The sequence below is a fragment of the uncultured Massilia sp. genome (assembly GCF_913773735.1).
GTDB lineage: Bacteria > Pseudomonadota > Gammaproteobacteria > Burkholderiales > Burkholderiaceae_D > Telluria.
On the sequence record NZ_CAJYEB010000041.1, the window covers coordinates 26,098 to 49,693 of the forward strand.

At 69.3% G+C, this 23,596-nt stretch carries 21 protein-coding genes and 1 tRNA gene; 9 read left to right on the forward strand and 13 right to left on the reverse strand.

Annotated features, from left to right (window positions below; genetic code table 11):
- The first annotated feature begins 3 nt into the window (after positions 1–3).
- Positions 4–681, forward strand: coding sequence for a 3,4-dihydroxy-2-butanone-4-phosphate synthase (gene ribB, locus QZ749_RS20980; protein ID WP_296950901.1), 678 nt, complete (start codon positions 4–6; stop codon positions 679–681).
- A gap of 143 nt (positions 682–824) precedes the next feature.
- Here ribB and QZ749_RS20985 read toward each other — a convergent pair whose 3' ends face one another.
- From QZ749_RS20985 to QZ749_RS21000, 4 genes are all read right to left on the reverse strand, one after another.
- Positions 825–2,180 (reverse strand): TolC family outer membrane protein, encoded by a 1,356-nt coding sequence (locus QZ749_RS20985; protein ID WP_296950904.1) that lies wholly within the window; start codon positions 2,178–2,180, stop codon positions 825–827.
- Positions 2,181–2,222: 42 nt separating this feature from the next.
- Positions 2,223–2,546 (reverse strand): rhodanese-like domain-containing protein, encoded by a 324-nt coding sequence (locus tag QZ749_RS20990; protein WP_296950907.1) that lies wholly within the window; start codon positions 2,544–2,546, stop codon positions 2,223–2,225.
- A 15-nt stretch (positions 2,547–2,561) separates the two neighbouring features.
- On the reverse strand, positions 2,562–3,212 hold the full coding sequence (locus QZ749_RS20995; protein ID WP_296950910.1) for a protein-L-isoaspartate O-methyltransferase: 651 nt from the start codon (positions 3,210–3,212) through the stop codon (positions 2,562–2,564).
- Positions 3,213–3,376: 164 nt separating this feature from the next.
- Positions 3,377–4,060, reverse strand: coding sequence for a TetR/AcrR family transcriptional regulator (locus QZ749_RS21000; RefSeq protein ID WP_296950914.1), 684 nt, complete (start codon positions 4,058–4,060; stop codon positions 3,377–3,379).
- Between the two features lie 142 nt (positions 4,061–4,202).
- Between QZ749_RS21000 and QZ749_RS21005 the strand changes: the two genes are divergently transcribed.
- The 3 genes from QZ749_RS21005 to recQ all read left to right on the forward strand — a co-directional run bounded on the left by QZ749_RS21005 (position 4,203) and on the right by recQ (position 7,310).
- On the forward strand, positions 4,203–4,475 hold the full coding sequence (locus QZ749_RS21005) for a YkgJ family cysteine cluster protein (protein ID WP_296950919.1): 273 nt from the start codon (positions 4,203–4,205) through the stop codon (positions 4,473–4,475).
- Between the two features lie 159 nt (positions 4,476–4,634).
- Entirely contained in the window at positions 4,635–5,468 is an 834-nt protein-coding gene (locus tag QZ749_RS21010) for an undecaprenyl-diphosphate phosphatase (RefSeq protein ID WP_296950921.1), read from the forward strand.
- Between the two features lie 21 nt (positions 5,469–5,489).
- Complete coding sequence (recQ, locus tag QZ749_RS21015; RefSeq protein ID WP_296950923.1) at positions 5,490–7,310, forward strand: DNA helicase RecQ; 1,821 nt, start codon at positions 5,490–5,492, stop codon at positions 7,308–7,310.
- Positions 7,311–7,423: 113 nt separating this feature from the next.
- On the opposite strand, the gene QZ749_RS21020 is transcribed toward recQ, so the two are convergent.
- The 3 genes from QZ749_RS21020 to trmB form a co-directional block, all read right to left on the reverse strand.
- Positions 7,424–8,170, reverse strand: coding sequence for a LytTR family DNA-binding domain-containing protein (locus tag QZ749_RS21020; RefSeq protein ID WP_296950926.1), 747 nt, complete (start codon positions 8,168–8,170; stop codon positions 7,424–7,426).
- Complete coding sequence (locus QZ749_RS21025; protein ID WP_296950929.1) at positions 8,167–9,420, reverse strand: sensor histidine kinase; 1,254 nt, start codon at positions 9,418–9,420, stop codon at positions 8,167–8,169. Before QZ749_RS21025 ends, QZ749_RS21020 begins: the two co-directional genes overlap by 4 nt.
- A 127-nt stretch (positions 9,421–9,547) precedes the next feature.
- A complete protein-coding gene (gene trmB, locus QZ749_RS21030; RefSeq protein WP_296951374.1) occupies positions 9,548–10,228 on the reverse strand; it encodes a tRNA (guanosine(46)-N7)-methyltransferase TrmB in 681 nt (226 codons plus the stop codon).
- Between the two features lie 137 nt (positions 10,229–10,365).
- Here trmB and QZ749_RS21035 point away from each other — a divergent pair, with 137 nt between their 5' ends.
- Positions 10,366–11,484 carry a succinylglutamate desuccinylase/aspartoacylase family protein gene (locus tag QZ749_RS21035; protein ID WP_296950932.1) on the forward strand — a complete coding sequence of 373 codons (1,119 nt, stop codon included), beginning with the start codon at positions 10,366–10,368 and terminating at the stop codon, positions 11,482–11,484.
- A gap of 116 nt (positions 11,485–11,600) precedes the next feature.
- Here the strand turns inward: QZ749_RS21035 and QZ749_RS21040 are convergent, their stop codons facing one another.
- The 3 genes from QZ749_RS21040 to QZ749_RS21050 form a co-directional block, all read right to left on the reverse strand.
- On the reverse strand, positions 11,601–14,315 hold the full coding sequence (locus QZ749_RS21040; RefSeq protein ID WP_296950935.1) for an EAL domain-containing protein: 2,715 nt from the start codon (positions 14,313–14,315) through the stop codon (positions 11,601–11,603).
- A gap of 131 nt (positions 14,316–14,446) precedes the next feature.
- Entirely contained in the window at positions 14,447–16,540 is a 2,094-nt protein-coding gene (locus QZ749_RS21045; protein WP_296950938.1) for an ATP-binding protein, read from the reverse strand.
- Positions 16,541–16,623: 83 nt separating this feature from the next.
- The gene (locus tag QZ749_RS21050) at positions 16,624–17,523 is read right to left on the reverse strand and encodes a LysR family transcriptional regulator (protein ID WP_296950941.1); all 900 of its coding nucleotides are present in this window, start codon (positions 17,521–17,523) and stop codon (positions 16,624–16,626) included.
- 101 nt (positions 17,524–17,624) lie between these two features.
- Between QZ749_RS21050 and dkgB the strand changes: the two genes are divergently transcribed.
- Together dkgB and QZ749_RS21060 are read left to right on the forward strand one after the other, a co-directional pair.
- On the forward strand, positions 17,625–18,428 hold the full coding sequence (gene dkgB, locus QZ749_RS21055; protein ID WP_296950945.1) for a 2,5-didehydrogluconate reductase DkgB: 804 nt from the start codon (positions 17,625–17,627) through the stop codon (positions 18,426–18,428).
- A 10-nt stretch (positions 18,429–18,438) separates the two neighbouring features.
- Entirely contained in the window at positions 18,439–19,542 is a 1,104-nt protein-coding gene (locus tag QZ749_RS21060) for an alkene reductase (RefSeq protein ID WP_296950950.1), read from the forward strand.
- Between the two features lie 44 nt (positions 19,543–19,586).
- Here QZ749_RS21060 and QZ749_RS21065 read toward each other — a convergent pair.
- Together QZ749_RS21065 and QZ749_RS21070 are read right to left on the reverse strand one after the other, a co-directional pair.
- Positions 19,587–19,660 (reverse strand) — tRNA-Gly (locus tag QZ749_RS21065).
- Between the two features lie 12 nt (positions 19,661–19,672).
- A complete protein-coding gene (locus tag QZ749_RS21070; protein WP_296950957.1) occupies positions 19,673–20,488 on the reverse strand; it encodes a helix-turn-helix domain-containing protein in 816 nt (271 codons plus the stop codon).
- Positions 20,489–20,576: 88 nt separating this feature from the next.
- On the opposite strand from QZ749_RS21070, the gene QZ749_RS21075 reads away from it, so the two are divergent.
- On the forward strand, positions 20,577–21,206 hold the full coding sequence (locus tag QZ749_RS21075) for an MSMEG_1061 family FMN-dependent PPOX-type flavoprotein (protein ID WP_296950960.1): 630 nt from the start codon (positions 20,577–20,579) through the stop codon (positions 21,204–21,206).
- Positions 21,207–21,374: 168 nt separating this feature from the next.
- Positions 21,375–22,304 (forward strand): serine O-acetyltransferase EpsC, encoded by a 930-nt coding sequence (epsC, locus tag QZ749_RS21080; RefSeq protein WP_296950963.1) that lies wholly within the window; start codon positions 21,375–21,377, stop codon positions 22,302–22,304.
- 43 nt (positions 22,305–22,347) lie between these two features.
- On the opposite strand, the gene QZ749_RS21085 is transcribed toward epsC, so the two are convergent.
- Positions 22,348–23,541 (reverse strand): glycosyltransferase family 9 protein, encoded by a 1,194-nt coding sequence (locus tag QZ749_RS21085; protein ID WP_296950966.1) that lies wholly within the window; start codon positions 23,539–23,541, stop codon positions 22,348–22,350.
- Positions 23,542–23,596 lie beyond the last annotated feature (55 nt).

A 23,596-nucleotide genomic window follows, 5' to 3' on the forward strand; every position in this document is an offset into this window, starting at 1 on the left:
TCAATGACCACCACCACCACCATCACCAGCAGCACCAGCTTCGTCCTGCAAAGCGACGACCTGGCGGGCCGCATCGCCGCGGCCCTCGCGGCCACGCGCGCCGGCATCCCCGTCATCCTGCTCGACGACTTCGACCGCGAGAACGAGGCCGACCTGATCGTCTCCGCCGAAAAACTGACGAACGAAACCATGGCCCTGATGATCCGCGAATGCAGCGGCATCGTCTGCCTGTGCCTGTCGGCCGACAAGGTGCGCGCGCTGGACCTGCCGCCGATGGCCGCCGAGAACGGCAGCCGCTACGGCACCCCGTTCACCGTCTCGATCGAGGCGCGCGAGGGCGTCACCACCGGCGTCTCGGCCGCCGACCGCGTGACCACGATCCGCGCCGCCATCGCCGCCGACGCGAAGCCGGCCGACCTGGTGCGCCCGGGCCACGTGTTCCCGCTGCGCGCCAACCCGGCCGGCGTGCTGGGCCGCGCCGGCCACACCGAGGGGTCCGTCGACCTGTCGATCATGGCGGGCCTGCAGCCGGCCGCCGTGCTGTGCGAGCTGATGAACGAGGACGGCACCATGATGCGCGGCGAGGCGATCGAGCGGTTCGCCCGCGAGCGCGGCTTCCCGATCCTGACCATTGCGGAGATGATCGCGTGGCGCAAGCTGGCCGAGCAGAAGGCGGCTTGAAAACAGGATTCATCGTCTTCGCAAGAACGTCAGTCCCGCGCCATAAAAACGTCAGTCCTGCGCCATAAAAACGTCATCCCCGCCTTCGCGGGGATGACGATTTTTAAGTTAACGATTTATTTCGTTACCGCTGCCGTGTTCGCTCACGGCTGCTGCAACAATGCATTCACCGGCTGCAGGTCTTCCTCGCGCAGCGAGCCCGCGGCCGCCTTCAGGCGCAGGCCGGCCAGGATCGTGTTGTAGCGCGCCTTGGCCAGGTCGGTGCGGGTCTGGTACAGCTGGCGCTGGGCGTTCAGCACGTCGATGTTGATGCGCACGCCGACCTGGTAACCCAGCTTGTTCGATTCCAGCGCCGAGTTGCTCGACACTTCCGCCGCTTCCAGCGCCTTCACCTGCGCCATGCCGGTGTTCACGCCCAGGAAGGACTGGCGCGCCGTCAGCGCCGCGTTGCGACGGTTCGCTTCCAAGTCGTTGCGCGCCTTGTCTTCCAGCGCGATCGATTCGCGCACGCGGCTGGTCACGGCGAAGCCCTGGAAGATCGGGATGCTGTACTGGACGCCGACCGAGTTGCCGGTCTGGCGGCCCGAGAAATAGGTCTGGCCGTCGGTGCGCGAGTGGCGCGAGGCGGCGACCAGGTCCAGCGTGGGGTAGTGGCCGGCGCGGTTCTTCGAGATGTCGCGCTTGGCCGACTCCAGCTGCAACTGGGCCACGCTGACCGCGTAGTTCTGGTTCTCGGCCGCCGACACCCACTGGTCGACGTTGGCCGGCTGCGGCGCCGTCAGGGCCACGCCGGTGCGCAGCGTGGCCAGGGCCGCCGGCGCGGTGCCGATGATGGCCTGCAGCGCCGTCTTCTTGTTTTCCAGGTCGTTCACCGCCGCCAGCTCCTGCGACACCACCAGGTCGTAGGCGGCCTGGGCTTCGTGGGTATCGGTGATGGTCTGGGTGCCGACCTCGAAGTTGCGCTTGGCCGAGGCCAGCTGCTCGGTCGTCGCGACCTTCTGGGCGCGCGTCGATTCCAGCGTGTCTTGGGCGGCCAGCACGTCGAAATAGGCTTGTGCCACGCGCACGATCAGGTCCTGCTGGGCCTGGGCGAACTGGGCTTCCGAGATCGCCTGCTGCAGCTTGCTCTGCTGGTAGGTTTCCCAGCGGTCCCAGCGGAACAGCGGCTGCTGCAGCGAGATCGTGTAGCTCTTGGTGGTGGCGCTGCCTTCGTTGCCCTGCACGGTCGAGAACGGATCGTTCGGATCGATGATCTGGCCCTCGTTCCAGGAGGCCTGGTCGTTCTTGACGCGCGTGACCTCGCCGGTGACGCCGACGGTCGGCAGCAACCCCGCACGCCCCTGGGTGATGCGTTCGCGGCCCGCCGCGGCGGAGGCGCGGGCGCTGGCATAGGTGGCGTCGTTCGCCAATGCCTGCTGGTACACCTGGAGCAAATCGGCCGCCTGCGCGTGGAGCGAAAAAGCGCTGGCCAACAGCACGGCGATGAGGGGTTTCTGCATTACTTTCTCCGTCGGAGTTCTAGTTGAGGACACAGGCCGCCGTCAATACTTCGGCATCGAGGGATCGACCTGCACGGCCCAGGCGTGTATCCCGCCTGTCAGGTTGGTGATGTTGCTGAATCCGTTACGTTCGAGGAAAGCCGCGACCTGCATGCTGCGCGCGCCGTGGTGGCACACGCAGACGATCTCGCGCTCGTCATCCAGCTCGCTTACGCGGATCGGAATCAGGTGCATCGGAATCTGGGTGGAGCCGGCGATGTTGCAGGTCTCGAATTCCCAGTTTTCCCGGACGTCGAGCAGCAACGGCTTCGGGCGCGACGGGTCGGCCAGCCGGGCGGCCAACTCGGGGGCGGTGATGTGCTGCATCGTGGTCGTCTCCGCTCAGAACTGGAAGTGCGACGGCACCACGGCGCCGCTCAGGTAAGGCACATTGGTCTCGAACACCTTGACGGTATTCCAGCTGTTCTCGCCGGTGCGGGTGACGATGCACGATTCCATCACCGGCGGCTGGCCGACGATGGCGGCGATGCGGCCGCCCACCTTGACCTGCTTCAGGATGGCGTCCGGCAGCACTTCCAGCGCGCCCGAGACCACGATCACGTCGTACTGCGCGTCGCCCCAGCCCTGGGCGCCATTGCCCTGCTCGACGGTGACGTTGCTCACGCCGGCCTTCGCCAGGTTCTGCCGCGCCTGCGCGGCGGTTTCCGGATTGAGTTCCACGGTCACGACGCGGGCGGCGCGGTGCGCCAGCAGGGCGGCCATGTAGCCCGAGCCGGTGCCGATTTCCAGCACGGTCTCGTGCTTCTTCAGCGCCAGCTCTTCCATGATGCGTGCCTCGATCTTCGGCGCGAACATCGCCGCGCCGCCCGGCAGCGGGATCTCGACGTCGGCGAAGGCCAGGTTCTGGTACGCGGCCGGCACGAACTGTTCGCGCTTGACCACGTGCAGCAGGTCGAGGATGTCCAGGTCCAGCACGTTCCAGGGGCGGATCTGCTGTTCGATCATGTTGAAGCGGGCTTGTTCGATATTCATTTCAAGACTCGGTGGAAAAAGAAGTAATCCGATATTTTATCGTTGAACGGCTTCAGCAAACATATCTTAGCGACACGATTGCCTGGGCCAGCGGAAATTGCGACAGTCTGCAGTTTGGAGGGGATGAACCCCGGAAAACGGCGTGCCGGTCGCAGGAGCAGGAATCACGCGGCGCCCGGCGGGGCGGCGGCGGCGGTGGCGGCGGCGGTGGCGACGGGCGGCAGCAGGCCGTGCAATGCCATGTCGAGGAAGGTGTCGAGGAAGGCCATCGGGTCGAGCTCGGCGCGCGGGCAGGGGCCGACCGAGTGCTTCCAGGTGATCAGCGCCAGCATGGGGGCCACCAGCACCTGGGTCGTCATGGTGACGTCGATCGGACGGAAGTCGCCGCGCGCGATGCCGCGCTCGAGCATCGCCGACATCGTCCTGGTGCCGCGGTTGATGACCTCTTCCTGGTAGAAGCAGGCCAGTTCGGGGAAATTGTCGGCTTCGGCCATGACCAGCTTGATGATGCCGGACACCTTGGTCGCGCCCAGCCGGTTCCACCAGGCGTGGATCAGCTGGCGCAGCAGGTCGGCGCTGTGGCCGTCGAACCCGGCGACCGAGGCTTCGGCATCGCCGATGACGGGAACGATGCTGCCGCGCACGACCGCCTTGAACAGCTCTTCCTTGTTTTCGTAATAAAGATACAAGGTGCCCTTGGAGACGCCGGCGCGGCGCGCGACGTCTTCCAGGCGTGTGGCGGCGTAGCCACGTTCGACGAACAAGTCGATGGCCGCATCCAGCAACTCCTGGGGCCGCGCATCCTTGCGGCGCTCCCAGCGCGGCTTGGTGTCAAAAGAGCATGGCATGCTTCTGTCCATCAACTAAAGCTGAGTCGAAAATATAGACTTGGCGACAAGGGCCGTCAAGGAAGGGCCTGTCACGCATTGTATCCGGGGGTAGTATACTGGCGCGCCTGCCCATTCCTGTGTTGACGTCCGCACCGTTCCCGTGACTCCCTCTTCCGAACCCACCCGTTGCCGGCCCGGCTGCGGCGCCTGCTGCATCGCCCCGTCGATTTCGTCGCCGATTCCCGGCATGCCGAATGGCAAGCCGGCCGGCGTGCGCTGCATCCAGCTCGACGAGCACAACGGCTGCCGCATCTTCGGCGACCCGGCCCGCCCGCGCGTCTGCGGCAGCCTGCCGCCCTCGCGCGAAATGTGCGGCGACACGCGCGGCCATGCGATGGTCTACCTGGCCGACCTGGAGCGCTTGACCGCCTGACAATGTCCTTCAATTGTGTCGTTCGAGCCCTTGCCTCCGGCAAAAACGCCATCAATTGTAATGCGCCAGCTCGACGGCAAAACGCTTCCTCGTGGTAAGCTTGCGGCCCGCGCCGTGCCCTTCCGCAGCGACTTCCCACAACCTTAACAAGATCAATACATGGACATCATCCTCGCCATCAAGGCGATCATCATGGGCCTCGTCGAGGGCTTTACCGAATTCCTGCCGATCTCGTCCACGGGTCACCTGATCCTGGCCGGCAGCCTGCTCGACTTCACCACCGACAAGGCCAAGGTGTTCGACATCGCGATCCAGGCCGGCGCCATCCTGGCCGTCATGTGGGAATACCGGGCGCGCATCGGCGTCGTGCTCAAGGGCATGTTCTCGGAACCGCGCCAGCAGAAATTCGTCGTCAACCTGATCGTCGCCTTCCTGCCGGCGGCCGTGCTCGGCTTCCTGTTCAGCAAGGCGATCAAGGAACACCTGTTCACCCCGGTGCCGGTGGCGACCGCCTTCATCGTCGGCGCGCTGGTGATCCTGTGGGCCGAGCGCCGCCACCGCACGCTGCCGGGCTCGCACCGCATCGAGACCGTCGACGACATGACGCTGCTGGACGCCTTCAAGGTCGGCTGCGCCCAGTGCTTCGCGCTGATCCCGGGCACCAGTCGCTCCGGATCGACCATCATCGGCGGCATGCTGTTCGGCCTGTCGCGCAAGGCGGCCACCGAATTCTCCTTCTTCCTGGCGATCCCCACGCTGCTGGCGGCGACCGTGTATTCCGTCATCAAGGAACGCCACCTGCTGTCGCTGTCCGACCTGCCGCTGTTCGGCCTGGGCGGCCTGGCCGCCTTCGTGTCCGCCTTCCTGTGCGTGCGCTGGCTGCTGCGCTACATCAGCACGCACGACTTCACGATCTTCGCCTGGTACCGTATCGTGTTCGGGGTGATCGTGCTGGTCACCGCCCACTTCGGCCTGGTTGCCTGGGTGGATTAAATCAAGGAATCCAACGACATCATGACGAGCGACATCCCGCAACGCGCGCTGCAGGTATTGGAGACGGTGTTCGGCTATCCCGCGTTCCGCGGGCAGCAGGCCGACATCGTCGAGCACGTGGCGTCCGGCGGCGATGCGCTGGTGCTGATGCCCACCGGCGGCGGCAAGTCGCTGTGCTACCAGATTCCCGCGCTGCTGCGCGACGGCGTCGGCGTGGTGGTGTCCCCGCTCATCGCGCTGATGCAGGACCAGGTCGACGCGCTGGCCGAGGTCGGCGTGCGCGCCGCCTTCCTGAATTCCACGCAGAGCTTCGACGAGACGCTGCGCATCGAGCGCATGGTGCGCACCGGCGAGCTCGACCTCGTCTACGTCGCGCCCGAACGCCTGATGACGCCGCGCTGCCTCGAACTGTTCGAGTCGGCGCACATCTCGCTGTTCGCCATCGACGAGGCGCACTGCGTCTCGCAATGGGGCCACGACTTCCGGCCCGAATACATCCGCCTGTCGATCCTGCACGAGCGCTTCCCGCACGTGCCGCGCATCGCGCTGACGGCCACCGCCGACCAGCTCACGCGCGCCGAGATCGCCCAGCGCCTGCAACTGGAAGACGCGCGCCAGTTCGTGTCCTCGTTCGACCGGCCGAACATCCGCTATTCCATCGTCGAAAAGACCAACGGCCGCAAGCAGTTGCTCGACTTCGTCACCACCGAGCACCCGGGCGACTCCGGCATCGTCTACTGCCTGTCGCGCAAGAAGGTCGAGGAAACGGCCGAATTCCTCAACGAGCACGGCATCCGCGCCCTGGCCTACCACGCCGGCATGGACCACCAGTTGCGCGCGTCGAACCAGTCGCGCTTCCTGCGCGAGGACAACATCGTGATGGTCGCGACCATCGCCTTCGGCATGGGCATCGACAAGCCGGACGTGCGCTTCGTCTGCCACCTCGACCTGCCGAAGTCCCTCGAAGGCTACTACCAGGAGACCGGCCGCGCCGGCCGCGACGGCCTGCCCTCGAACGCCTGGATGGCCTACGGCCTGCAGGACGTGGTGCTGCAGCGCCGGATGATCGACGAGTCCGAGGCAGACGAGAACTTCAAGCGCGTGCTGTCGTCCAAGCTCGACGCCATGCTGGGCCTGTGCGAAACGCTCAGCTGCCGGCGCATGCGCATGCTCGAATACTTCGGCGAGCGCTCCGGTCCCTGCGGCAACTGCGACACCTGCCTGATCCCGCCCACCTCCTTCGACGCCACGGTGCCGGTGCAGAAGCTGCTGTCCGCGATCTACCGCGTCGACCAGCGCTTCGCCGCCGGCCACGTGATCGACGTGCTGCGCGGCGTGTCATCCGAACGCGTCAACCAGTGGCACCACGACAAGCTCACCGTGTTCGGCGTGGGCGCGGAACGCAGCGAGCAGGAATGGCGCGCCATCGTGCGCCAGACCATCGCGCTGGGCCTGCTCACGGTCGACCACGACGCCTTCAGCTCGCTCAAGCTGACCGAGGCGGCGCGCCCGGTGCTCAAGGGCGAGCAGGCGGTGCAGCTGCGCCAGTACCAGAAGCCGGTCAAGCCCAAGCGCACGTCCACGCCGCGCGGCGGCTACGAGGAAATGGAACTGTCCAAGTCCGAACAGGCCATCTTCGAAAAACTGCGCTGGTGGCGCGTCGAGACGGCGCGCACGCACGGCGTGCCGGCCTACGTCGTGTTCCAGGACGCCACGCTGCGCGAGATCGCCAAGGTCAAGCCGACCTCGCTCGACCAGTTGCGCGGCGTGTCGGGCGTGGGCGAGAAGAAGCTCACGTCCTACGGCGACGACATCGTCGGCATCATCAGCGAGATGGTGTAGACGTCCCTGGCGGAGCCATGGTGCGCACGGGGTGCGCACCCTACGCTTCGCCGTCCATCCCCACGCCAGCCGCAGGGTGCGCACCCCGTGCGCACCGAACCGCCCGCGACACCTCAATCGCGGAACAGGTGCGCGAAGCTCCGGCTCACGGTCAGCTTCTCGTCGCAGCCGCGCAGCAGCACCTGCATCCGCTCCGCATCGAGCCGCTCCGCCGCCGCGATCGCCGTCGCGTTGACCACCGTGCCGCGGTGGATCTGCCAGAACCTGTCGCGGTCCAACCCGCTCAGCAGGTCCTTCAGCGGCGTGCGCACCAGCGCCTCGTAGTCGCGCAGCACGACGCGCGTGTACTTGGTGTCGGACTGGAAGAACAGCACCTCGTCGACGTCGATCACGCGGATCTGCCGGCCGACGCTGGCGCGCAGCCAGCGTACCTTGTCCTGGCGCGCCTGCGGCAGCGCCGCCTTCAGGTGGCGCAGCAGGTCGCCCAGGTCGGCCGGGTGCGCGCCGAGCTTGGCGCGGATGCGTTCCACCGCGCGCTGCAGGCGCTCCGGCTGCACCGGCTTGAGCAGGTAGTCGACGGCGCCGGCGTCGAAGGCGTCGACCGCGTACTGGTCGTAGGCCGTCACGAACACCACGTGCGCCAGCTCGCCGATGCGCTCGGCCACCTCCAGGCCGGACAGCCCGGGCATGCGCACGTCGAGGAAGGCCACCTGCGGCTCGTGCTCCAGGAAGCCGTCCCAGGCATCGTTGCCGTTTTCCGCCACCAGCACCACGCGCGCCTCGGGCCAGGCGGCGTCCAGCAGCTCGAGCAGGCGCTCGCGCATCAGCGGTTCGTCTTCGGCGATCAGGACGGTGGTCATGGCTGCGCTTCGGACCGCGCTGCGGACCACACTTCGGGCTGCGCCGCCGGCCAGGGAATGGCGACGTCCGCCACCAGCCCGGGATCGGCGTCGCGCAGCGCCAGCGACGCGGCCTCGCCATAGGCCAGGCGCAGGCGGTGGCGCACGTTGTCCAGGCCCAGGCCGGCGCCGGGCACCGCGCTCATGCCGACGCCGCTATCCTGCACGCGCAGGCGCAGCACGCCCTCCCCGTCCGCCACCGACGCCGCCACGACGATCTCGCCGCCGCGCAGCGCCGGCTCGATGCCGTGCTTGATCGCGTTCTCGGCCAGGGTCAGCAGGATCATGCTGGGGACGCGCACGTCGGCCAGGGCGCGCGGCAGGTCGATGCGAACGCGCAGCCGCTCGCCCAGGCGCGCCTGCATCACCTTCAGGTAGGACGCGACCAGGCCGAATTCCGCCTCCAGCGTCACCTGGTCGCAGCGCATGTCGCCCAGGCTGGCGCGCAGGAAGGCGATCAGGTCGGCGGTCAGCGCGGCGGCGCGCGGCGCGCCGTGCTGGGCCAGCTGCTGGACGGCGCCCAGCGTGTTGAACAGGAAGTGCGGCTCGATCTGGGCGCGCAGCAGGCGCAGCTGCGACTCGGACAGCTCGCGCGCCAGCCGCTCGCGCTCGGCCTCCTGCTGCAACTGCGCCGCCAGCGCCTCGTACTGGCGGTTGCGCAGCAGGGCCACGACCAGCATCGGCAGCGTGCCCAGCAGGCCGGCGCCGAGGCCGATGCCGGCGATGAAGGGGACCTCGTCCAGCAGCGTCGCCACCGGCCTGCCCTTGGCGACATGCAGGACGACGGACGCGAGCAGCGCGCCGCCCAGGGCGCCCACCATGGTCTTGCCCAGCAGCCCCCATTTCATGCGGGCGATCAGGCGGTAGTTGAACCAGACGCCGCAGATGCCCAGCGCCATGCCGAAGCCGATCAGGTTGGCGACCCCGATCGCCGGGAACCAGGGGATGCGCGGCACCGCCAGGTGCAACAGGGCGCCGCACAGGCAGAACAGGACGAACAGCCTGGCGAGGAAGCGCCAGGTCGGCGCGCCGCGGTAGGCCAGCGTGAAATCGCGCAGCTGGCGCCGCTCGATCGGCGACAGCGCGGCCAGCTTCACGCCCATGTAGCGGCGGTAGCCGGCCGGCAGCGTGGCGGCCAGCTCCGGCCGCTCCAGCACGGCAATCATCTCGTCTTCCCACCCCCAGTACCAGTCCGCAATCCTGCGCCACATGATGGCCTCCCGTGATCGTTAATATATAGCAACGATTACAGTGTAGGGAGGCCGCGGGTGGTGGCAAAGCCGGAAGCGACGAGCGACGAAGGCGGCGGGACGAACGACGAGACGGCGTCCGGCGGGGTTATTTTTTCCGGAAGACCAGGTCCCACACCCCGTGGCCCAGCTTCAGTCCGCGGTTCTCGAACTTGGTCAGCGGCCGGTAGGCCGGCTTCTCGGCATAGCCTTCGGCGGTGTTCTGCAGCAGCGGCTCGTTGCCCAGCACCTCGAGCATCTGGACCGCGTAGTCTTCCCAGTCGGTGGCGCAGTGGATGTAGCCGCCCGGCTGCAGCTTGGCGCACAGCAGCTTGACGAAGTCCGGCTGGATCAGGCGGCGCTTGTTGTGGCGCGCCTTGTGCCACGGGTCCGGGAAGAACACGTGCACGCCGGCCAGCGAACCGTCGGCGATCATGTTGTTGAGCACCTCGACGGCGTCGTGCTGGATCGCGCGCAGGTTGGTGATGCCTTCCTCGCCGACCAGCTTGAGCAGGCTGCCCACGCCCGGGGTGTGCACCTCGACGCCGATGAAGTCGGTGTCCGGCATCTCCTTGGCGATGTGGACGGTGGAGCCGCCCATGCCGAAGCCGATTTCCAGCACCAGCGGCGCGACGCGGCCGAACGGGGCGTGGAAGTCGAACGGCTCCTTGCGGTACTCGATCAGGAACTGCGGGCCGAAGGCTTCCAGCGCGCGCGCCTGTCCGGTCGACAGGCGTCCGGCGCGCGTGACGAAACTGCGGATGCGGCGTTCGGTCGGGTCGTAGAGCATCGGACGGCCTTGCTCGTTGGTGGGCGTATCTGCGGACATGGGAAGAAGAATGAGGGGAAAAAACGGCCGTCATTATAACCCGGCGCTACCCCGCGCCGATCTTCGCCATAATGTCGTTCCCGTCCAGGAGATGCCAGATGCAGCAAAAACACCATCCGATCGCCACCGAAGACAACGTCGCCCGCTACCAGCTCGCCTCCTTCCATTTCGGCGCGCCCGGCCAGGGCAGGAAGGCGTATATCCAGGCATCGCTGCATGCCGACGAGGTGCCGGCCATGCTGGTCGCGCACGTGCTGCGGCGCGAACTGGAGCGCCTGGACGCCGCCGGCAAGGTGAAGGGCGAGGTGATCCTGGTGCCGGCGGCGAACCCGATCGGCCTGTCGCAGGTGCTGCACGGCGCCCCGTTCGGCCGCTTCGACCTGGCCAGCGGCATCAACTTCAACCGCTCCTACAAGCACGTGGCGGACGACCTCAAGGTCTCCCTGGCGGGCCTGCTGGGCCCCGACCCGGCGGCCAACGCGGCGCTGGTGCGCGCGCACGCGCGCCGTTCGGTGGCGGCGTGGCTGCCGAAGAACGCGACCGAGGAACTGAAAAAGACCCTGCTCGGCATGGCGATCGACGCCGACGTCATGCTCGACCTGCATTGCGACAACGAGGCCGTGCTGCACCTGTACACCGGCACCCCGCTGGCCGACGACGTGCAGCCGCTGTCGGCGCTGCTGCAGGCGCACGCGGTGCTGCTGGCGACGGCATCGGGCGGCGAGCCGTTCGACGAAGCCTGCAGTCGCGTGTGGTGGGAACTGGCCGCGCACTTCGGCCCGGCCACGCCCATCCCGATGGGCTGCATCGGCGTGACGGTGGAACTGCGCGGCGAGAACGACGTGCGCCACGACCTGGCCGAGCAGGACGCGCACGGCCTGCTGCAATACCTGGGCCGCCTGGGCATCGTCGACGTGGACCTGGCGCCGCTGCCGGCGCCGCGCTGCGCGCCGACCCCGCTGGAAGGCGTGGAACCGCTGCACGCCCCGCAGTCGGGCGTGCTGGTGTTCTCGAAGCACTTGGGCGACCGGGTCGAGGCGGGCGACGTCGTCGCCGAGATCATCAACCCGGTCAGCGGCAGGACGGCCGAGGTGCGGGCCGCGCAGGCGGGCATCCTGTTTGCGAGCACGGCGCACCGGCACCTGCTGAAGGGAATGCACGTCTGCAAGATCGCGGGAAAGGCGGCGTACCGGACCGGGAACCTGCTGACGGCTTGAGGCGCCCGTAAGTCTCCCCGGCGCAGGCCGGGGCCCGATTTCCGGGCGCTGCCGTGATGCGTGCAATTGGATCCCGGCCTGCGCCGGGACGACGTTGGCCGAGGGCGCGGTCGTGCCTACGCCGCCAGCGCCGCATCCAGCAGATATCGCCTGGCCAGCATCGGCGCGATCGCTTCCGCCGCCATCGGCCGCGCGATCAGGTAGCCCTGCACCTCGTTGCAGTGCAGGGCGCGCAGGATCGCCAGCTGCTCGCGCGTCTCGACGCCCTCGGCCACCACTTCCATGCCCAGCGCGTGGGCCATCGAGACGATCGCCTGGAAGAACACCTTGCCCTCCTTCGAACGCCCCAGCTCCGCGGTGAACGAACGGTCGACCTTGAGCACGTCCATCTTCATGCGCTGCAGCTGCGACAGCGAGGAATAGCCGGTGCCGAAATCGTCCACGTGCAGCTTGATGCCCAGCGCGCGGATCGCCGCCAGCTCGGCCAGGATCTCGTCCTGGTCGCCCAGCATCGCCGACTCCGTGATCTCGACCTCGAGCAGGTGCGCCGCCACGTCGTGGCGCGCCAGCGCCTGCGCCAGCTCGCGCTGCACGCCGCCGCGCAGGAACTGCTTGGGCGAGACGTTGATCGAGACCGGCACCGGGTCCATGCCCGCAGCGCGCCAGGCCGCCAGCTGGGCGCAGGCCATGTCGATGACGATGGCGCCGATCGGCACGATCAGGCCGCTCGATTCGGCCAGCGGAATGAATTCGTCGGGGCGCACCATGCCCTGGGTCGGATGCTCCCAGCGCAGCAGCGCCTCCATGCTGAGCAGGCGGCCGCTGCGGGTGTCGACGCGCGGCTGGTAGTGCAGCAGGAACTGGCGGTGCTCGATCGCCTCCAGCAGGCGCTGGCGCATCTGGGCGCGCGTGCGCAGGGTGCTGGACTGGGCCGGGTCGAAGAAGCGGTACTGGCCCTTGCCCTCGTTCTTGCCGGCGTACATGGCGATGTCGCTGTGGCGGATCAGCGTGGCGGCGTCCAGGCCGTCGCGCGGGAAGACCGAGATGCCGACCGAGGCGCCGATCATGTGCTGCTCGTCGGCGATGGCGAACGGCCTGGCGAAGGCGCCGACGATGCGTGCGGCCACCGCCGCCACCTGCTGGTCGCTGTCGAAGGGGCTGAGCAGCACGATGAATTCGTCGCCGCCGAAGCGCGCCACGCGGTCGCCCGGGCGCAGCTGCGCCAGCAGACGCGCGGCCGCGTCCTTCAGCAACTGGTCGCCGACGGCATGGCCGTGCGAATCGTTGACCTGCTTGAATTCGTCCAGGTCGACGAACAGCAGCGCCGCGCCGTGGCCGCTGGCCTGGGCGTGCGACAGCGCCTGCGGCACGAAATGCAGGAACCAGTGGCGGTTCGGCAGGCCGGTCAGGCTGTCCTCGTTGGCCAGGCGCGCCAGCTGGGCTTCGTGTTCCTTGCGCTCGCTGATGTCTTGCAGCGTGACGGCCAGGCCGCCGCCCACGCGCACCAGGCGCCGGTGGCCCCAGCGGATGTTCAGGCGGTTATCGTCGGGCATGCGCCGGTCTTCCTGGTGGAAGCCGACCGCCATCGCATGGCGGTAGTCGGCCACCAGCGCCTCGCCGCCGACGCCGACGTCCAGTTGCGACACCAGGCTGCCGACCAGGCTGGCGCGCGTGGTGCCGTAGAAGAAGGCGCCGCGCTCGTTGCAGTCGACGATGCGGAAGTCGGCCACCCGGCCCTTGCGGTCGCGCACCGGGGCGACCATGTAGAAGCCGTCGTTGCCGCTCTCGGTGGCGGTGCGGTAGGCGCGCTGCACCTCGGCCCGTTCGCGCGCCCGGCCGGCCGCGCGCAGCGACACCATGCTGGCCGCCGCCGCCAGCGCGAGCAGCACCAGGCTGGCGACGACGGTCTGGTTGCGGCTGTCGACCCAGTAGACGCCGGCGCCGGCCAGCGCGGCGTCGTGCGACAGCGCGACCACGGCCACCAGCGGATAGGCGCTGGAACGGCGCCAGCCCAGCACGCGCGCGCGCCCGTCGGCGAAGCCGCCCGAGCCGGCGCCGGCGGCGACGAGCTGCACGCCGCGCGCCACCGGCCAGCGCTCGGCATTGGCCGGCAGCAGCGCGCCGGCGCCGCCCATGCGCAGCGCGCCGCTGGCGTCCTGCTCGACGCGCAGGCCGGCGCCTGTTCCGCCGCCACCGCCGGCCGCCCCGACCAGCGCCAGCAGGCTGCCCGGCCCCAGCGTCGGCGAGCTGACGAAGGACGTGAAATAGGCGGCGTCCACGGCCATCAGCAGCACGCCGTCGAATTCGTCGTCGGCCGTGTCGAGGCGGCGCGTGAACAGGATCGTGCCGCGTGCCTCGTCCAGCTCGCGCGGCGCGGTGCCGATGCGCAGCGCGGTCGAGATATTGTCGCGGTGGTCGGCGAAGAACGGGGCGGCGGCCAGGCTCAGGCCGCGCTCCGGGATGCGGCTGGACGAACGGATCGCGCCGTCGCGCCCGATCACGCTGACGTTGACGAAGGCGGCGTCGGTGAACATGCCGTCGCGCCGCATGTCCTCGATCAGCGCCGGATTGCGCGAATGTTCCCAGCTGTGCTTGAGCTGCATGGTGATCTGGTCCATCTGCGCGACCGAGCGGGTGACGTACTGCTCGTAGGCTTCGGCATACGCGTCGGCTTCCTTGAACGCCTGCTCGCCGGCACGCCGGCGTTCGCCGTCGGCGCGCAGCACGGCGGCGGCCCACAGGGCGATGCAGGCGAGCAGCGCCAGCGCGGGCCACAGCAGCGCCAGGTAGCGGTGGGTGCGCGGGGCGGCGGGCGCGCTGGTCTTGGTCATGCGGATCTCGTCGGCGGGAAGCGGGGGGCGCGACGAGTGTAGGGAATGCGCGTTACCGGATCATGACAGGGCGCGCCCAAGCAGCAGGCGCAGGCCCGCGGCTGGCCCGTGGCCCGCTCGCGCGGACACGCTCAGCGCCGCGCTTGCGCCTGCGCCAGCACCGCATTGACCTCGTTCAGGTCCGCCGGCTTCACCAGGTAGTGGTCGAACCCGGCCTGCTTCGCTTCCTCGCGGTCCTGGTGCTGGCCGTAGCCGGTCAGCGCCACCAGCATGGCGCGCGCGGTCTCGGGCCGGGCGCGCAGGCGCCGCGCCAGTTCGTAGCCGTCGATGTCGGGCAGGCCGATGTCCAGCAGCAGCACGTCCGGGCATTCGCCAAGCGCCCGCTCCAGGGCGCCGCGGCCATCGTACTCGACGCTGACGGCATGGCCCTGGACCTCGAGCAGCGCCGCCAGCATCTGGGCGGCGTCGACGTTGTCGTCCACCACCATCACGCGCAGGGCGGCGTCGGCATCCCGGTCCGCGTCGGCGCCCGCGGCCCGGCCGTCCGCGCCCGGCTGCGCAGGGCGTTCCGGCGGCGGCGCCACGCGCGGCAGGCACAGCGAGAAGGCGCTGCCCTGCCCCATGCCGTCGCTCTCGGCGCGCACGCTGCCGCCATGCAGCGCGACCAGGCTCTTGACCAGCGCCAGCCCGATCCCCAGGCCGCCCTGCGAACGGTCGGGCGTGCGTTCGGCCTGGGTGAACAGGTCGAAGATGTAGGGCAGGACCTCGGGTGCGATGCCCACGCCGTTGTCGCGCACCGTCACGTGCACGCGTTCCGCCTCGACCGTCACGGCGAGCACGATGCTGCCGCCCGGCGCCGTGTACTTGACGGCGTTGTTGAGGATGTTGGACACCACCTGCACCAGCCGGATGCGGTCGCCGTTCACGTGGGCCGGCTGGCCCGACAGCTGCAACGTGAGCGCGTGGCGGCGCGCGTCGGCCAGCGGGCGCACCTGCTCGACGGCGGCGGAGACGATCGCGTTGACGTCCAGTTCCTCCTTCTCGAGCGCCACCAGGCCGCGGGTGACGCGCGAGACGTCCAGCAGGTCGTTCACCAGCGCCGTCATGTGCTCGGCCTGGCGCGCGATGATCTCGCTGGCGCTGGCCACGCTGGCGGCATCGCCGCGGCGCAGCTTGAGCAGTTGCGCCGCCGTGACGATCGGCGCCAGCGGGTTGCGCAGCTCGTGCGCCAGCATGGCCAGGAACTGGTCCTTCTGCAGGTTGGCCGCGCGCAGCTCGTCCTCGACCAGCTTGCGGCCGGTGACGTCGCTGCCCTCCATGAAGATGCCGGTGACGTTGCCGGCGGCGTCGCGGATCGGCTGGTAGACGAAGTCGATGTAGCGCTCTTCCGGCGGCCCCTCGGGCTCGCGCTGCAGGCGCACCGGCAGCGCCGTGCCGACGAACGGCTCGCCGCTGCGGTACACGCGGTCGAGCAGTTCGAGGAAACCCTGGCCGACCACTTCCGGCAGGGCGTCGCGCACGGGCTTGCCGATCACCTGGCGGTGGCCCACCAGCTGCATGTAGGACTGGTTGGTGAGCTCGAACACGTGGTCCGGCCCGCGCAGTACCGCCATGATGCCGGGCGCCTGCGCGAACAGCGCGCGCAGCCGCTCGTTTTCCTCCTCGCGGTATTTCTCGGCCAGCACCTGCTCGGTGACCTCGACGCAGGCGCAGTACATGCCCGCGACGACGCCGTCCTCGTCGCGCACGGGCGAATACGAGAACGTGAACCAGGTCGGCTCGTCGTAGCCGTGGCGGTTCATCACCAGGTACATGCGGTCGGCGTAGCTGGCCTCGCCGAGCATGGCGCGCTCGACCAGCGGGTAGATGTCGTCCCAGATCTCGGCCCAGATGGCCTGGAACGGGCGGCCCAGCGCGGACGGATGCTTGTCGCCCAGGATCTCGCCGTAGGAATCGTTGTAGAGGAAGGCCAGCCGCTCGCCCCAGGCCACGAACATCGGGAACTTGGAGTTGAGCATCAGCCCGACCACGGTGCGCAGCGCCTGCGGCCAGCCATGCGGGTCGCCGAGCGGGGAATCGTTCCAGTCGTGCGCGCGCATCCGCTCGCCCATGGCGCCGCCGCCGTCGAGGAAGGCCGGCGCGCCGGACGTGCCTGCGGCGCCGGGGGCACGGTCGATGCTGCCGGAGTGGTGGAACCGCGGGTCGGGCCGGAAGGCGTCTTGCATGATCGATACTGGCTGAGGCGACAGCACCAGTGTGCCACAAGCGCCGGGGACGGGCCGCACGGGCGCGGACGGCGGCGCCCGGCCTACGCGAAGGGCCGCTTGCCCAGCGCGCCCACGAGGTAGTCGACGAAGCAGGTGATGCGCGAGGCCAGCGCCGTGTTGCGGTAGTAGACCGCGTGGATCGGCTGCAGCGACTCGATGGTCTGGTCCGGGAACAGCCGCACCAGGCGGCCGGCGCTGCAGTCCGCGCGCGTCATGAAGTCGGACAGGCAGGCGATGCCCAGGTCCGCCAGCGCCATCCGGCGCAGCGTCTCGCCGCTGCTCGAGGCGATGGCCGGCTTGATGTGCAGGACGTTGCCGTCGGCGTCGTGCAGCGGCCAGTCGTTCAGGGAATCGGGCTGCGAGAAGCCCAGCAGCACGTGGCGCGCCAGGTCCGCCGGCGCCTGCGGCGTGCCGTGGCGCTCCAGGTAGGCGGGACTGGCCAGCACGCGGATGCGGCTGGTGCCGATCGGCCGCGCATGCAGCGTCGAATCGCGCAGCGCGCCGATGCGCAGCGCCACGTCGGTGCGCTTTTCGATCAGGTCGATGATGCCCTCGTTCGAATGCAGCTCGAGTTCCACTTCCGGATAGCGTTCGCGAAAGCCCGCCAGCAGCGGCACGACCACGTGCAGCATGAAGGGCGTGGCCGCGTCCACGCGCAGGCGCCCGACCGGCCGCAGGCGCCGCGCCGCCATCTGTTCCTCGGCGTCGTCGACGGCGGCCAGGATCGCGCGCGCATGGCGCAGGAAGGCATCGCCCTCTTCCGTCAGCTCGAGCCGGCGCGTGGTCCGGCGCAGCAGCGTGGTCTGCAGTTTTTCCTCCAGGCGCCCGAGGGTGCGGCTGGCGGCCGAGATCGTCAACCCGAGCTGTTCCGCCGCGGCCGTGATCGAGCCGTGGTCCACCACGGCCACGAAGGTCTGCAATTCGTCGAGGGTCGTCTTCATCTTTGATTCCAGGTCAAAAGTATATTGCAGATACACAGCTTAATCGACAAATATAACGGGCGCATACTGTGTCCATGCAAACACATTCGAGGAACCCATCCATGAGCATCCCATCCTTTGGCGTCGGCACCTTCCGCCTGGCCGGCCAGGCCGCCTCCGATTCCGTGCGCACCGCGCTGGAACTGGGCTACCGCGCCGTCGACACCGCGCAGATCTACGGCAACGAGGCCGACGTCGGCGCGGCCCTGGCCGCCAGCGGCGTGGCGCGCGGCGAGCTGTTCGTCACCACCAAGATCTGGACCGAGAACTATGCGAAGGACAAGCTGGTCCCCAGCCTGCGCGCCAGCCTGGACAAGCTGCGCACCAACTACGCCGACCTGGTGCTGATCCACTGGCCGGCGCCGGGCAACGGCGTCGACCTGCCCGAGTACATGGAGGCGCTGGCGCAGGCCAAGGCGCTCGGTCTGACCCGTGCGATCGGCGTCTCGAACTTCAACATCGCGCTGACGCAGCAGGCCATCGACGTCGTCGGCAAGGGAGAAATCGCCACCAACCAGGTCGAGCTGAGCCCCTACCTGCAGAACCGCAAGCTGGCGGCCTGGCTGCAGCAGCAGGACATCGCCGTGACCTCGTACATGACCCTGGCCTATGGCAAGGTACTGCGCGATCCGGTGCTGGCGCGCATCGCCGGAAAACACCAGGCGACCGTCGCCCAGGTGGCGCTGGCCTGGGCCCTGCAATCGGGCTATGCCGTGATCCCGTCGTCCACCAGGCGCGAGAACCTGGCCAGCAACCTGCTGGCGCGCGACCTGCGACTGGACGCCGACGACATGGCGGCCATCGCCGCGCTGGAGCGCAACGGCCGCGAAGTCGACCCGGCCGGCCTGGCGCCGCAATGGGATTGAGGAGGACGCCATGACCGATCCGCTGTTCCAGCCCTGCCAGCTCGGCGACCTCGCCCTCCCCAACCGCATCGTCATGCCGCCGATGACGCGCTCGCGCGCCAGCCAGCCGGGCGACGTGCCCAACGACCTGATGGCCGACTACTATGCGCAGCGCGCCGGCGCCGGCCTGATCGTCAGCGAGGGCACCTGGATCTCCCCGCTCGGCAAGGGCTATGCATGGACGCCCGGCATCCACACCCAGGCGCAGATCCTGGGCTGGCGCAAGGTGACCGACGCCGTGCACGCGGCCGGCGGGACCATCTTCGCCCAGCTCTGGCACGTGGGCCGCCTGAGCCACGCGAGCCTGCTCGGCGGCCAGTCTCCGGTCTCCTCCTCGGCCATCCAGGCCGCCGGCGTCAACGTGTTCGTCGACGACGGCGGCCAGCCGGGCTTCGTCCAGGCCGCGGTGCCGCGCGCGCTGTCGGTGGCGGAAATCGGCGCCATCGTCGACGACTACCGCCAGGCCGCGCGCAATGCGATGGCGGCCGGCTTCGACGGCGTCGAGCTGCACGCGGCCAACGGCTACCTGGTGAACCAGTTCATCGACTCGAACGCCAACGACCGCACCGACGCCTACGGCGGCACGCTGGAAAACCGCCTGCGCTTCCTGGGCGAGGTGGCGCGCGCGCTGGTCGAGGGTACCGGCGACCGGTCGCGCGTGGGCGTCCGCCTGGCACCGCTCACCACGCTCAACGGCTGCGTCGACGCCGATCCGGAGACGACCTACCTGGCCGCGGCCGGGCTGCTGGGCGAGATCGGCGTCGGCTACCTCCACATCGCCGAGGCCGACTGGGACGACGCGCCGCACATGCCGGTCGACTTCAAGCGCCGCCTGCGCGCGGCCTTCCCGGGCCTGATGATCTACGCCGGCAAGTACACGGGGGAACGCGCCCGCGCCGCGCTGGAGGAAGGCTGGGCCGACATGATCGCCTTCGGCCGGCCCTACGTGGCCAATCCGGACCTGGCCGAGCGCCTGCGCACCGGGGCGCCGCTGGCCGTGCACGACCGCGAGACGCTGTTCGGGGGCGGGGCGCGCGGGTTGACGGATTATCCGGCGCTGGACGCGGCGGCCTGAATCGGTACGGCGGGAGAACGGGGGAATGTCGAAAGGAGGGCAACTGGAGCGGGTGAAGGGAATCGAACCCTCGTATGAAGCTTGGGAAGCTGCCGTTCTACCATTGAACTACACCCGCGTTGGCCGCATTCTACGCGCCTTCGTCCCCTTTTGACAATTCGCCCGCGTCGCGCAGCCGTTGGCGGTAGGCCGCCGGCGTCGTGCCGAAGGTGCGCTTGAACAGGGCGATGAAGGTGCTGGGCGTCGAGTAGCCCAGGTCGAGGGCGATGGTCGTGACGGGTACCGACTCGGCCAGCATCTCCAGCGCGCGCAGCAGGCGCGCGCGCTGGCGCCAGGCGGTAAAGGTAAAGCCCGTCTCCTGCACGAAGTGGCGGCTCAGCGAGCGCGCGCTGGTCGCGGCCCAGGCCGCCCATTCCTCCAGGCTGCGCTCGTCCGCCGGCGCGGCCAGGATGGCGCGCGCGATGCGCAACAGGCGCGCGTCGCGCGGCAGCGGCAGGCCGAGCGCGTCGACCGGCAGCGTGCGGATCTCGTCCAGGATGACGGCGGCGATGCGTTCGCCGCGCGCATCGAGTTCGCCCGGCGGCCACGTCGCGGCGCGCAGCACGGCCTCGCGCAGCAGGCCGGACACGCGCAGGCTGCCCGGCGCCGCCGGCAGGTCGGCGCACAGGTCTTCGGCCACGTACACGGCATAGCCCTCGAACGGCCCGTGCGAGCGCGCCCAGTGCAGGCAGTGCGGCGGCACCCAGACCGCGTGCGTCGCGGGCATCACCCAGACGCCCGCGTCCAGGCCCACCGTCAGCAGGCCGCGCGTCGAGCCGAACAGCTGGCCGCGGCGGTGCCGGTGCGGCGCGGCGCCGCGCTCGTCGTCCTGGCTGCCGGCCAGCACGATCACCGGCGGCGCGCTCGACTCGGTCACGAAGGCGGGGTCGATGTCGGGAATGGCCATGGCGTCGAATCGATATAGTTTGGCTCGACTATTGTACAGGCGCCAAACGCCATGGCCGTAGACTGGTCCCTCCCTTCAGGAGACCGCAATGACCGACACTGCCACCCTTCCCGACCTCGACACCCTGTACGATCCGCCCGCCGAACGCATCCAGAAAAGCGTGCTCGACCACCTGGTCGACTTCCATCGCCAGTACCTGGCGGCGGCCACCTTCTTCTGCCTGGCGACGGGCAGCGCGCGCGGCCTCGACGCCTCCCCGCGCGGCGGTCCGCCCGGCTTCGTCCATGTGCTCGACGAGCGCCACGTCGCCTTCGCCGACTGGCCCGGCAACAACCGCATCGAATCGATGCGCAACCTGCAGGACGACGACCGCGTCGGCATGCTGTTCCTGTTTCCCGGGCTGGACATCTTCATGCGCATCAACGGCCGCGGCCGCGTGCGCACGGCGCCGGCGCTGCTGGCCCAGCTGGCCGAGGGCGGCAAGGTGCCCAAGACGGCGATCGTGGTGGCGATCGACGAGGTGCTGTTCCATTGCGGCAAGGCCGTCAACCGCGCCGGCCTGTGGAAACCGGACGCCCTGCTCGACCGCCGCGCGCTGCCGACGCCGGGCCGGATGGTCACCGCGCTGGCGGCGGCCGGCACCCCGGTCGACGCCGCCGAGGTCGCCAAGCTCGACGCCCACTACGACCATGCGGTCAAGCACGACCTGTACGGTTGACGTCCACGTCCGCTACACCCGGGCCGCACGACGCGCCTTGCGCCGCCCCCATGCCTGCGCGCCTGGAATCAGATGCTTTTCGAATAAGCTTGCAACTTCATCGTCGTTGGAGACGCCGCACCGTGGCCGTATAGTGAAGGTCCCCCTCTCATCCACGGAGCCCGGCCGATGGCCGATTTCGACATCCAAGGCATCGTGCGCGACCTGCACGAGGCACGCCGCCAGTGGCGCCAGGCGCACCGGCCGGCCGGCGAGCCGAACGGCATCGAATTTCCCTCGCGCGACGCCGTGGCCGACATCGTCGGCCTGCTGAAAAGCGCGCTGTTCCCGATGCGCCTCGGTCCGCCCGACATGCGCCAGGGCAGCGAAGACTTCCACGTCGCCCATGCGCTCGATTCCGCCCTGCACCGCCTGCTGCGCCAGGTACGCATCGAGCTGCGCTACAGCGCGGCGCTGCAGCAACCCGGCGGCAGCGACGTCGAGGCGCAGGCGCTGGAGGCCGTGCGCGCTTTCGGCGCGGCCCTGCCCGGCATCCGCATGCTGCTCGACAGCGACGTGCTGGCCGCCTACCAGGGCGATCCGGCCGCGCGCAGCGTCGACGAAGTGCTGCTGTGCTACCCGGGCATCCTGGCGATGATCCACCACCGGCTGGCGCACCGCCTGTACGGGCTCGGCCTGCCGCTGCTGGCGCGCATCGTGGCCGAGCAGGCGCATGCGGAAACGGGCATCGACATCCATCCGGGCGCGCGGATCGGCGCCGGCTTCTTCATCGACCACGGCACCGGCGTGGTCATCGGCGAAACGGCCGTCATCGGCCAGCGCGTGCGCCTGTACCAGGCCGTCACGCTGGGCGCCAAGCGCTTCCCCGCGCACGCCGACGGCACGCTGCAGAAGGGCCTGCCGCGCCATCCGGTCGTCGAGGACGACGTCGTCATCTATGCCGGCGCCACGCTGCTGGGACGCATCACCGTCGGCAAGGGCGCCGTCATCGGCGGCAACGTCTGGCTGACCCACGACGTGCCGCCGGGCGGACGCGTGGCGCAGGCGGCGTCGCGCGAGGACGAGTCCGGCAACCAGGCCTGGGGCCGGTCCGGCTGACCGGGCCGCAGCGCCGTGCAGGTGCACGGCGCTCATCGTCCGCTCATCGTCCACTCTGCGCCCGCTCGGCGCCTGGCAGGCCATGCTCCTCGATCGCGGCCAGCACCTCGGGCACGCCGATCGTCTCGATCCAGTCGTCGAATGCCCTGGCCCAGACGATCGTGCTCAGGCTGCGGTCGATCGGCATCCATTCGGGCGTCGTGTGGCGCATGAGCGCGATGACGGGCACGCGCACCGCGTTGGCCAGGTGCATGATCACCGTTTCCACGGTCACGATCAGGTCGCACAGGCCCAGGATCGCGGGAAGCTGGAAAAAATTGTCTTCCGCACTGAACAGGACCGTGCCCGGCAGCGCGGCCGCCGCGTGCAGCTGCCGGGCCCGCGCCAGTTCTTCCGGAACGACGTTGACGATGAAGCGCGTGTCGCGCCACGCCGGCGCCTGCCGCAATGCCGCGATGAGTTCGAGCGCGCGCTCGAACGGCCAGCACCGGTCCCTGCACTTCGAAAAGGTGTTCACGAAGACGATGCGCGCGCCCGTGCCGGAAAAGCCCCATTGCGCCAGCTGCTCGCGGGCACCGCGCGACCAGGTCTCGGGGATGTCCACGGTCGGGAACCTGTCCTGCACCGGGGTCTCGATGCCGAACGCGCGCGCGAACCAGTCCGCGTAGACGTCGCTGATGTGCACCCCGGCATCCTTGTAGGCCGCCGATTTGTACAGGGGGATCGACGCGTCGAGGTGCCGGTAGCCGAGCTGCTTGACGATGTCGTAGCGCCAGGTCGTCACCTTCCTGAGGCCGACGACGGTCGCGTTGCGGCCGATCCGGCGCGCCAGGCCGGCGTAGCGGTGGCTGTCGAGATTGGTGAGCGTCAGCAGGACCGGATAGTCCTGTTCCTTCGCCTCCTGGATCGAGCGCGCGCGCAGCGCCGGCGCATAGGTTTCCTTGTACACCTTGTCGACCCAGGGGCTGGCATCGAGCCAGTCGTACACCGCGTATTTCTTCAGGTGCGGCCACTGCGTGCGGTCTGCCGTGCGGCGCCGCTCGTCGACCCAGACGTGGATCGCCATGTCCGGATACGCGCGCTTGAGCGCCCGGAAGCAGCCCTGCATGTAGGCGAAATCGCCGATGGCGAAATGCGTGATCACCAGGATCCTGCGCGCTCGCGCCAGCACCTCGGCGGGAATCAGCTGGGGCGCACCGGCGGCCTTGAAAATCATGTTCTGGTCGTTCTTGGACACTTGTCTTCTCTGGGATACGTTGCGTCTTCGCTACCGCGTCCGGCGCCGCGCCGAC

Coding starts and splice junctions, on each gene's coding strand:
- ribB (WP_296950901.1), top strand. CDS start 4: ATGACCACCACCACCACCATCACCAGCAGCACCAGCTTCGTCCTGCAA.
- QZ749_RS20985 (WP_296950904.1), bottom strand. CDS start 2,180: ATGCAGAAACCCCTCATCGCCGTGCTGTTGGCCAGCGCTTTTTCGCTC.
- QZ749_RS20990 (WP_296950907.1), bottom strand. CDS start 2,546: ATGCAGCACATCACCGCCCCCGAGTTGGCCGCCCGGCTGGCCGACCCG.
- QZ749_RS20995 (WP_296950910.1), bottom strand. CDS start 3,212: ATGAATATCGAACAAGCCCGCTTCAACATGATCGAACAGCAGATCCGC.
- QZ749_RS21000 (WP_296950914.1), bottom strand. CDS start 4,060: ATGCCATGCTCTTTTGACACCAAGCCGCGCTGGGAGCGCCGCAAGGAT.
- QZ749_RS21010 (WP_296950921.1), top strand. CDS start 4,635: ATGGACATCATCCTCGCCATCAAGGCGATCATCATGGGCCTCGTCGAG.
- recQ (WP_296950923.1), top strand. CDS start 5,490: ATGACGAGCGACATCCCGCAACGCGCGCTGCAGGTATTGGAGACGGTG.
- QZ749_RS21020 (WP_296950926.1), bottom strand. CDS start 8,170: ATGACCACCGTCCTGATCGCCGAAGACGAACCGCTGATGCGCGAGCGC.
- QZ749_RS21025 (WP_296950929.1), bottom strand. CDS start 9,420: ATGTGGCGCAGGATTGCGGACTGGTACTGGGGGTGGGAAGACGAGATG.
- trmB (WP_296951374.1), bottom strand. CDS start 10,228: ATGCTCTACGACCCGACCGAACGCCGCATCCGCAGTTTCGTCACGCGC.
- QZ749_RS21035 (WP_296950932.1), top strand. CDS start 10,366: ATGCAGCAAAAACACCATCCGATCGCCACCGAAGACAACGTCGCCCGC.
- QZ749_RS21040 (WP_296950935.1), bottom strand. CDS start 14,315: ATGACCAAGACCAGCGCGCCCGCCGCCCCGCGCACCCACCGCTACCTG.
- QZ749_RS21045 (WP_296950938.1), bottom strand. CDS start 16,540: ATGCAAGACGCCTTCCGGCCCGACCCGCGGTTCCACCACTCCGGCAGC.
- QZ749_RS21050 (WP_296950941.1), bottom strand. CDS start 17,523: ATGAAGACGACCCTCGACGAATTGCAGACCTTCGTGGCCGTGGTGGAC.
- dkgB (WP_296950945.1), top strand. CDS start 17,625: ATGAGCATCCCATCCTTTGGCGTCGGCACCTTCCGCCTGGCCGGCCAG.
- QZ749_RS21060 (WP_296950950.1), top strand. CDS start 18,439: ATGACCGATCCGCTGTTCCAGCCCTGCCAGCTCGGCGACCTCGCCCTC.
- QZ749_RS21070 (WP_296950957.1), bottom strand. CDS start 20,488: ATGGCCATTCCCGACATCGACCCCGCCTTCGTGACCGAGTCGAGCGCG.
- QZ749_RS21075 (WP_296950960.1), top strand. CDS start 20,577: ATGACCGACACTGCCACCCTTCCCGACCTCGACACCCTGTACGATCCG.
- epsC (WP_296950963.1), top strand. CDS start 21,375: ATGGCCGATTTCGACATCCAAGGCATCGTGCGCGACCTGCACGAGGCA.